Annotated in this window: 8 protein-coding genes and 1 tRNA gene; 2 read left to right on the forward strand and 7 right to left on the reverse strand. The window is 40.5% G+C overall.

The window, feature by feature from the left end; translation table 11 throughout:
* Nucleotides 1-487 precede the first annotated feature (487 nt).
* Nucleotides 488-561: transfer RNA gene (locus G3O08_RS19995), tRNA-Arg, on the reverse strand.
* Between the two features lie 338 nt (nt 562-899).
* Here G3O08_RS19995 and G3O08_RS20000 point away from each other — a divergent pair.
* The gene (locus G3O08_RS20000; protein WP_163287223.1) at nt 900-2720 is read left to right on the forward strand and encodes a glycosyltransferase family protein; all 1821 of its coding nucleotides are present in this window, start codon (nt 900-902) and stop codon (nt 2718-2720) included.
* Nucleotides 2721-2926: 206 nt separating this feature from the next.
* On the opposite strand, the gene G3O08_RS20005 is transcribed toward G3O08_RS20000, so the two are convergent.
* The 6 genes from G3O08_RS20005 to G3O08_RS20030 all read right to left on the reverse strand — a co-directional run bounded on the left by G3O08_RS20005 (nt 2927) and on the right by G3O08_RS20030 (nt 8897).
* Complete coding sequence (locus G3O08_RS20005) at nt 2927-3409, reverse strand: hypothetical protein (RefSeq protein WP_163287224.1); 483 nt, start codon at nt 3407-3409, stop codon at nt 2927-2929.
* A gap of 52 nt (nt 3410-3461) precedes the next feature.
* Nucleotides 3462-4724: an alginate export family protein gene (locus G3O08_RS20010; protein ID WP_163287225.1), complete on the reverse strand. Its 1263-nt coding sequence runs from the start codon at nt 4722-4724 to the stop codon at nt 3462-3464.
* Between the two features lie 42 nt (nt 4725-4766).
* A complete protein-coding gene (locus G3O08_RS20015; protein WP_163287226.1) occupies nt 4767-5387 on the reverse strand; it encodes an SCO family protein in 621 nt (206 codons plus the stop codon).
* A 10-nt stretch (nt 5388-5397) separates the two neighbouring features.
* A complete protein-coding gene (locus G3O08_RS20020) occupies nt 5398-6171 on the reverse strand; it encodes a formylglycine-generating enzyme family protein (RefSeq protein WP_239541377.1) in 774 nt (257 codons plus the stop codon).
* Nucleotides 6172-6205: 34 nt separating this feature from the next.
* Nucleotides 6206-7720, reverse strand: a complete 1515-nt coding sequence (nirK, locus tag G3O08_RS20025; protein WP_163287227.1) for a copper-containing nitrite reductase — start codon at nt 7718-7720, stop codon at nt 6206-6208.
* A gap of 280 nt (nt 7721-8000) precedes the next feature.
* The gene (locus tag G3O08_RS20030) at nt 8001-8897 is read right to left on the reverse strand and encodes a YitT family protein (protein WP_163287228.1); all 897 of its coding nucleotides are present in this window, start codon (nt 8895-8897) and stop codon (nt 8001-8003) included.
* 317 nt (nt 8898-9214) lie between these two features.
* Between G3O08_RS20030 and G3O08_RS20035 the strand changes: the two genes are divergently transcribed.
* The gene (locus tag G3O08_RS20035) at nt 9215-9697 is read left to right on the forward strand and encodes a hypothetical protein (protein WP_163287229.1); all 483 of its coding nucleotides are present in this window, start codon (nt 9215-9217) and stop codon (nt 9695-9697) included.
* Nucleotides 9698-10160: the final 463 nt, after the last annotated feature.

Below are 10160 nucleotides of genomic sequence, written 5' to 3' on the forward strand. Positions count from 1 at the left end.
ATGTTGCAGCTAGCGGCTAAAAAGGATTATTCTCCCTTCGGTCGAATGATCCTTCCTTATCCGATAAGGGAATCAAGCTATAAATCTGCTTCGCAGCTTTAGGCTTTTTTCATTTTAAAACTTATTTAGTGCAGTGAATTTTGTATTTGGAAATAGGAATGTTGCAGCTAGCGGCTAGCGGCTAGCGGCTAGCGGCTAAAAAGGATTATTCTCCCTTCGGTCGAATGATCCTTCCTTATCCGATAAGGGAATCAAGCTATAAATCTGCTTCGCAGCTTTAGGCTTTTTTATTTCAATCAACCTTTTAGGATTATTCTCCCTTCGGTCGAATGATCCTTCCTTATCCGATAAGGGAATCAAGCTATAAATCTGCTTCGCAGCTTTAGGCTTTTTTCATTTTAAAACTTATTTCGTGCGAGCACGATAAGTTTTAAAATGAAAAAAGCCATAAATTTCGCTTCACGAAATTTATAGCTTGATCATCTAGTGATCGCGGAAGGATTCGAACCTTCGACCGCCTGCTTAGAAGGCAGGTGCTCTATCCAACTGAGCTACGCGACCAATTTTTTTAGTGTCTGGTTAGCACTTATGTTCTCCAACTGCGACCGTCCCGCCCAAAAGCGGGATGCTCTATCCAACTGAGCTACGCGACCAATTTTTCAATTTGGGAGTGCAAAAATAGTATTTCTTATTAATTTATCCATTTAGATTTTCAATATTCCGCATTATTATCAATTTTAAAGCATAACCTCATCGAAATTGACTGAATGAAATCATTGTTTCTGAAACAAGAAAATAGCTGAAAATCGATATCAGAATAAAAAAATGTAGAAGCAGCGAGCAAAAACTGTTTGTATTTAAACTTTTATTTAACTTACCAGCCAAATCAGCTTTCTATTATGACCGACGAAAAAGACCCTTTAATAATTGAATGTGCCTGGGAAGTATGCAATCAGGTAGGTGGAATATATACCGTTATCAGATCAAAAGTGCCCGCTGCCGTTGAGGTATTTGGAGATAATTATTGTTTACTTGGGCCTCTCGAAAATGAGAATATTTCGGCAGAGTTCGACCCCATTAATAACCTGTCTGACCCCATTGGAAGAACAGTAGAGAAGATGCGAAACATGGGTCTTGATGTGCGCTATGGGCGCTGGTTGGTTACTGGGCGGCCTCGCGTAGTGCTGCTAAACCCGCAAAATGTGTATAACAGGCTTGATTCGCTGCACCGGCATTTAAATGCAGATTTTGGTATCGCAACCCATCGCGAAGATCCGCTGCTTGATAAGGTGGTGATGTGGGGAGACTTAAATAAGACCTTTTTTACCATTCTCAGTAAAGAAATTTTAAAAGGGAAACGTAAAGTTATTGCTCACTTTCATGAATGGATGGCGAGTATTCCTGTTTTGGATATAAGGAAAGAGAAAATGCCAATATCAACCGTTTTTACAACCCATGCAACAATGCTAGGAAGATATTTGGCTGGCAATGATCCACATTTTTATGCTAAACTCGATAAATTTGACTGGGAGGCAGAGTCGCGTCGCTTTGGGATTTTGCCACAAGTACAAATTGAGCGCTTATCTGCTCACAATGCAGATACATTTACCACAGTAAGCGATGTAACCGGACGCGAATGCTACCACCTGCTGGGCAAAAACCCCGATGTAGTTACGCCTAATGGTTTGAATATTACCCGATACGTAGCTTACCACGAGGTTCACAACAGGCATGAGTTATTTAAAGATAAAATTCACGAATTTGTTATAGGACATTTCTTTAATTCCTATGATTTTGATCTCGATAATACACTTTACTTTTTCACTTCTGGTAGATACGAATTCAGAAATAAAGGGTTTGATATTACACTACTGGCGCTGCAGTGGCTTAATAAAATGATGGTGAAAGAGGGAATTAAGAAAACGGTAGTCATGTTTTTTATTACCAAACGACCCACATGGTCTATTAATCCCGAAGTGCTCGAATCGCGAGGTGTAATGCAGGAAATAAAACGGAATTGTGAAGCGATTGAAAAACAACTTGGTGAAAGACTTTTCTATGCTGCTGCCAGTTCGCGCGAAGAGCATAAACTACCAGATTTAAATGAATTGATAGACGATTACTGGAAGTTGCGCTATCGCCGAACCATTCAATCATGGAAAACGAAGTCGTGGCCTATCGTGGTAACCCACAATCTGATAAATGATATAGATGATGAACTACTGAATTTCCTGCGTGGGCAGCAAATGGTAAACTCGCCGCTCGACCGTGTAAAAATGGTGTATCATCCTGATTTTATAGAGTCAACAAATCCGCTTTTTGGAATTGATTATGGCCAATTTGTGCGCGGTTGTCATTTGGGAATTTTCCCGAGCTATTACGAGCCGTGGGGCTACACACCACTTGAATGTGTGGCGCGCGGGGTTTCGGCAATAACTTCAGACCTTTCAGGCTTTGGTAACTATGTAGAAAAACTTGATTCAGAACACGAAGACAAAGGTGTAATGGTGCTGAAGCGAAATGATGTGAGCGAGAAAAAAGCTGCTGAAAATTTGGGGAGATATATGCTTCACTTTGTGAAAACCAGCCGCAGGTATCGCATGCTACAACGGAACAAACTGGAAGACTTTTCAGAAAATTTCGATTGGAAAGTCTTGATAACACATTATCAAACCGCCTATTCACTGGCTTTAAAGAAATCGGAGGAAGCGAAAGCTTAAAAGATAGCGTTCTTTCGCATATCAGTTTTAGAGTTAAAAGAAAGAGGGCAGTCAGCTGTTTTCATTTAGCGCTTATGCAAAAAAAAAACAGCAATTGCTGAGCAAGTGCTGTTCTAATATTTACTCAATACTCAATACTCAATACAAAATACTCAATACAAAATACTCAATACTAAATACTCAATACTAAATACTCAACACTCAAACTATCCCTTAAAATACTTTGGAAATGCATCTAAATGTTGTTGGAACTTCTTAACAGCATTTTCTGCTACTTTTTGATCATTAGAATTTAATTCCTCAAAATATAGTTTCATAGGTTTTAAGTAATTGTGCAGCTGGTCATGTGCTTCACCCTTCATTGTACATGCCTTAAAAATATATTCAAACTGCTCCATTAATCGATTGCTCATTTCTCGGTACATTTCCGGAGAAGATTCTTTTCCATCGTAATCTTTGATAGTCTCCTCCATTTTTTCGATTCCCGCAACCGTTTCGGGATTTGCCTCCCACTGTCGGCCATCATTTAGCATTACATCTAAGCGAACCATTTGAGCATCGCCACGTTGGTCGTTCATTTCTGTTTTTTCCTGATCGGTATTATCGCTCTCTGTGCTGCTGCCTGTGCATGATGCAATAGAAAGAGCTAAGCCAAAAATTGCGATGTATTTAAAACTACTTTTCATCATTTTATTATTTGTGAGCTGCAAATATAACATCGCACACCCATAAACACTATTCTCAGTCAATTTTGGCTTTCGAAGCTGAAAACAGTGTCGGTTTAATCGTCACCATTACCCATGCCCAGTTATTCAGATTATCGGCATTTCCAGATTTTAGAGTTTCCATAGATTCTGTGGCAAACATTTGCGAATAGCCAAGTTTTAATCCGGCATAGGAATTTATTTGATAACCTGCGGTAAAGTCTATTTCGGTACCGAGATAGCTATCCATGATTTTGTCTTCCGGCGAAAGAATAACGCCCGATGCCATGAATAAATGGGGGCGGAGAGCTGCGGAGAAGGCTTTATTTTTGTATTCGCCAAAAGCGTAAACATCGGTTAATCCTACGGAATTTATGTGATTTCCGACGTAAAAATAGTCCATCAGCCCATTAAATTTGTGGTTGGTTCCAAACCATGGGTTGAAAGAATTTGACTCGTTTTTTCTTGAGTTTTGATCTGTACCAGAAAGGTATTCAAATCCGGCACCGGCGTTGAACAGGTTGCTCAGTCCATAGCCAATATTCGCGGAAGCGTACCAGGCAGATAAAGTAGTTGTACCCAATTCTCCCGTTTGTATATAAATCGCTCCATCTGCCTTGAGCTTATTTTTCGCATAAGAAAGGCGCGCGCCAAAAGTTTGGTTGTAGGCAGTTTCCTGAACAGAATCTCTTTGAAAAGCCATTCCCTGATTCAAAGCTAACACGCTAATATTTAAAGCACTAAATTTTCCATGATACCATATAAACTCCATGTTTTGGTATTGGCTTATTTCATAAGGCACTTCAAAATTAGTTTCTTCAGATGCATTTAAAGCAAGCCCCAAGTGAACTTGGTGGTTTTCTGATGCAGCATATTTCATTAATAGTGCATCGTGGCTTCGCGCTTGTTGCGCCCAGCCTACTGCACCAAAAATACGCTCGTCATCATAGTTAAATTCCTGCCGCCCTAGCTTGAATGACAATTTTGATGTGGCGAGAATTTCTCCGTAGGCTTCGTGGAAAACAAGGCCATATTGTGCCGTTTTAGATAACGTTGCTACGTCGCCCCAAACATTAACATTTTGCAAGGATGTAAAAAGCTTTAATTGGTCGTGTTGAAACCCGAAATTCAATCGGGTGCGTTGCGATACGAAACTTGCGGGGTCTGCATTATCGGGTATTAAATTGCCGTATCCATTTCTAAACTCAAATCGAGGCCTAATTTCGGCAGAAAGATCAAACTGCTGTGCCGATATTTTTCCGGCAACGAGAATGAAAATAAAGAGAATTATCTTTTTCATTTTTTCCGTGTTTAAAGCCGTATATGATTATATTAAAGCAAATTAGATGTTTGATAATTCAATAATTGACGCAAGGGTTTCTTTGCTATCCACCCCAAGTCCTTCTTTTTGATGCACCAATACTCCTTGTTTATCAAACACGCTTATGATGTTTGAATGCGAAAAATCAATAGGTGAAATAGCCTTATAACTCACAGCGAGTACCGCAGCAAATTCGCGTGTGTCGTTTTCAGATCCGCGCAAGAATACCCATTGGTTGCTATCCATTTCATTGTCAATGGCAAATTGCTTCAATCGCTCGGGGGTGTCGGTTTCAGGATCGATACTCACAAGCACGTATTTCACGTTTTTGTTATTTGCGCCCGGTACTTGCGATTGAATATTTCGCATATCAGCCACTAGTCTGGGGCATGCAGCTTTGCAGGTAGTGTAAATCATTACCATAACTACTACATCGCCCTGTAAATCTTTAAGCTCTATGTCCTTTCCGTTTTGTGTGGTCCAGGTGGAGGGCAAATTGTAAATAGATAACTCCGGTAATGTTTCGCCTATGGTATTTTTTCGCTGTGTTTCAATATTTTGCTCGTTCGCATTTTCAGTATTTGGGGTACAGGCGTACAGGGCTACCGCAAGCAGCACGAGGATATTTTTTAGCGTTTTCATTGTTGTTCTTTTAGTTGGCAGGGATGTCTTTTGCGCATCTAAATCCCAGGTTGCGCACTGCATATTTTGCTTTTATGCTTCCGCGAAAGGCGTAGCGCATAAATGCTGCGTAGTTCATTAAGTCAGAAGCTCCTATCGCAGCGCTTCCGCAAAAAAGATTATTGTCTTTTTTGGTGTCTTTTCTCGATTCGCCAGATATGAGAACCGAGTTAAAGTCAAGCGTCCATTCCCAAACCAGGCCGTGCATATCGTACACGCCCCAATAGTTTTTAAAGGTGGTACCAATAGATTGAGAGCTGGTTTTTGGTTTCTCGTACCAACTCAGAATAAATTCATTGAAGGTGGTTTTGGTTCTCGCGTCGGCTGTGGTTTCATCTGCCATGGCCACATATTCCCATTCATCGAGGGTAGGCAGGCGTTTTCCGTTGCATTCACAATATTTTCTGGCTGCAAACCACGAAACACTGGTTGCTGCGGCTTTTGGGTTTTCGCCGGGAAGAAGATTTCCGTTCTCATCAAATTGAATCAAATAATTGCCATCAGCATAAAGTGCAATCACACGGTGTTTATTCCACTCGGGGTATTTGCCAAGAAAATCTTCGTATTCGGCATTTGTTATCGGGTAAGTGTCTAATGCAAAATCATTTAAAACGACTCTCGAAGAGTCTGTCCCGTAAAACGGCGTATAGCTTCCGCCTTTAATTACAGCCATGTTTTCAAACTGACCCATAACCATTAAACTAGCAAAGCATAAGGTAATTGATAAGATAAGTTTGTAAAACATGGCTGCTATTTATTAAAGTGCAATTAATTGATCTCTATTTCTTTGCGCTGGTTCTTCTTCGGCTATTTACCATTTCATCAGTTACTTCGGTTCCGTTATTGCCCCAATTGTTATATACATATGTAAGTACGTTTGCAGCTTCTCTATCAGAAACAGTTTGGGCAGTCATTACGCTGTTATATTGCTTGCCGTTAACTGTTATTTCACCGGCCAATCCGTATAGCACGGCATCAATAGCTCTGTTTACATCTGCATTTAGATAATCTGATTTTGCAAGCGGAGGGAATGCATTTGCAATTCCTAGACCGTTAGCTTGGTGGCATGCAAAACAGGTTTGCATATATACGTTTTTTCCCATTTCTATTTTTTGAGCCTTAGAAAGTGCGGCAAGTGGTTCTTTGGCAGCAGCTGCCGCCTCGTCAGTGATTGGCATCTCCTGTATTGTTCCACCTTCAGGTAGATAAATGCCTTCTTCTATTTTACCGGAGTAAATTGTTTTATTGGCATCACCGTGTACATTTATCATGGCCAGAGCACCTTTATTAAATGCGCGGAATATTGCGTGATCTACTAGAATGATATCGCCGGGTACGTCTACGTAAAACTCTACGATTGCTGCTCCACCTGCGGGTATAAGTGTTGTTTGAACATTTTCGTTAATCAAATCGCCGCCCTCTACATGTACTCTGTCAAATATTTCGCCTATGGCGTGGAAGGATGAAACGAGATTTGGGCCACCATTCCCTACAAATAGCCTTACTGTTTCGCCAACATTTACGTTTAGCGCATTATCGCCTGTCATAGCACCTACAGATCCATTAAATACTACGTAGTCAGCATCTTCTTCAATGGCTTTTTTCATTTCAAATGGCTGCAAACCAGGCTCGCCATAATCTCCCTTGGTGTAGAAGTCTCCTTGCATTACGTAAAATTCTTTGTCCACTTTTGGAAGTCCGCCTTCGGGCTCAACCAAAATGAGTCCGTACATACCATTTGCAATGTGCATTCCTACCGGGGCAGTGGCACAATGGTAAACGAACAAGCCCGGAGATAGAACTTTAAATGAAAATACTATTTCGTGACCTGGAGCAACAAACGATGACGCAGCTCCACCACCGGGGCCATTTACAGCGTGGAGGTCAATGTTGTGCGGAAGCTTGTTGTCTGGATGGTTTCGAAGATGAAATTCAACTTCGTCGCCTACACGTGTGCGAATAAAGCTACCGGGAACGGTTCCACCAAATGTCCAATAAGTGTATTGCACACCATCGGTCATTGTGCCTTCATGCTCCAGAATCTCCATTTCCACAACCAGATTTTTAGCTGCCCTGTTTCCAACCGGAGCAGGTACATAAGGCGGCGCCGACATATCTGCCATCATTTTGCCTTCTACTTTAATCGTAGCGTTGTCGTGCGGAATTTTCTGCTCGGCAGTCTCTGGCTGTGGATTGCATGCAAAAGTGAGTATGGCAACTGCGGCAAAAAATAGTAAAAAGGACTTAGAGATCAGTATTTCTCGAGATTTCGTTTGATGTATCATGGTATTCATTTTTTGTGCCTGTTAAATATGAAACAAATCTATTGCTCCTTTTACAAAAGAAATATGACAATTGTCAGTTTTGAGATCGGTGTATATTGAGATTCGGTGTAATTAGATGATTTACAGACCTATTCTAATGAATCAAAAAGGATAAAAATATCCTTATTTAACAATTTAATTTTTTTCTCACCTGTCAATTTCGGAAAAAGTAAGCGTTTAAGAATACTCTGGAATTTTCTGGCTGCCAAAAATAAACTGACTTTGCACGCTCAATCGAGAGGAGGTTGAGCTATTTGATATTCACAGTGCCACCCTTAACTTCTTTAATGCTGGATACAAATAAAAAGGCTTTTGGGTCAATTTGAAGAATAGCTTCTGAAAGGCGGTGTATCTCGAGTCTGGTAACCACTGTTACAATAATATCGCAATCGGCTTTTATATCAAACGATTCTGGCAGAAAGCCACGTTCGCCCTTGTACACAACAAGTCCTTTTCTAAACTCATTTGCAATAAGCGATTTAACATCATCAGAATGTCTGGAGATAATATTTAGTGAGGTGTATTCTTGAAATCCTTCAACCACATAATCCGTAGTTTTCATAGCGGTAAAATATACCAGAATAGAGTACATACCGGCTTCTATACCAAATTTATAGGCAGCTCCTAAAATAATCAGAACGTTTAAGACAAGAATAATTTCACTCGCGGTAAACGCCGATTTTTTTTCAGTGTATTGTCCTATTACGTCCAGCCCGTCTATTACGCCGCCCCCGCGAATTACAAATCCGATTCCCATCCCAATAAAAAACCCACCAAATATGGCTATGAGTAGTTTATCATTGGTAAATACCGGAATTTGAATAAAATACATACCTGCTGCCAACAGCAATACCGCAATCAGCGTCTGAACACCAAAGGTTCGGCTTATTTTGCGGAAGCCCATTATAATAAAGGGAATATTTATGGCGACGAGCAAAATGCTGATATGAATATGCGCAAATCCGGTAATCAAAATGGATATACCGGTTACTCCGCCATCGAGAAAATTATTTGGTAATAGAAAGCCTTGCAGACCGACAACGGCAAAAAGAACACCGAAAATTGTAAAAGCTATAGAATGAATGGAAAAGATGGAGCGCCATTGCACCCGTTTTGTTATTGTGAAATGTGTTGCAGGTTTTGGCATTGAAGTATTTGACCTTTTGGTTGCTTATTTGGTTTTAAAAAAGTGAAGTTAAGTATTTTACTGAATTTATTGGTCTATGTAAATAGGGCTATTATTTGGAATGCACCGTTTTTACAAAATTTGGGGAGGCGGTTTATTTGCAGCAAATATTTTTGTCATGCTTTCATTAAAGTCGAAACTTCAAAACAATTCGAGATGCAATTCCCATTACTGCAACCAAGCAGACCGGGGATTTCTATATTTAAGTAAATAAAAACAAGACTCTCTGATTTAAAGAATGTGTAGCTTTGGGGCTCTGATCAAAGGCAAAAACAACTATGGACAGGCTCACTTTAGCCCGCGTATTGCATGTACTCGCCGTGGTGCTTTGGATAGGTGGCGTAGCGATGGTAACCACCGTCATTATCCCTGCCGTTAAGCAATTAAAATCGAAAGAAGATCGAATAAAAACTTTTGAGGCGATAGAAGGAAGGTTTGCGCTTCAGGCAAAAATCACCACTGTTATTACCGGTCTTACCGGGTTTTACATGCTTTACCTTCTCGATGGCTGGCACCGCTATCTCGATATTAAGTATTGGTGGATTCACGCCATGACACTCGTTTGGTTCATTTTTACGGTCGTTTTATTTATTCTCGAACCTTTTGTTTTACATCGGCTTTTTAAAAAGTACGCCGAAAGGAATCCTGAAAAAACCTTTGCGATTGTGCACCGCGCACATTGGGTTTTACTTCTTTTGAGTCTTGTAACCATTATAGGTGCTGTGGCTGGTAGCCATGGATGGTTTTTTATGTTTATGTAAATGATGTAATGTATGAAGATAATTCAAATGCCTCGCATTAAACCAAATGCCTCGCATTAAACCAAATGCTCCGCATTAAACCAAATGCCTCGCATTAAACCAAATGCTCCGCATTAAACCAAATGCCCCGCATTAAACCAAATGCTCCGCATTAAACCAAATGCCTCGCATTAAACCAAATGCCTCGCATTAAACCAAATGCTCCGCATTAAACCAAATGCCCCGCATTAAACCAAATGCCTCGCATTAAACCAAATGCCCCGCATTAAACCAAATGCTCCGCATTAAACCAAATGCTCCGCATTAAACCAAATGCTCCGCATTAAACCAAATGCTCCGCATTAAACCAAATGCTCCGCATTAAACCAAATGCTCCGCATTAAACCAAATGCCCCGCATTAAACCAAATGCTCCGCATTAAACCAAATGCTCCGCATTAAACCAAATGCCCCGCATTAAACCA

It is taken from the genome of Cryomorpha ignava (assembly GCF_010686655.1).
GTDB lineage: Bacteria > Bacteroidota > Bacteroidia > Flavobacteriales_D > Cryomorphaceae > Cryomorpha > Cryomorpha ignava.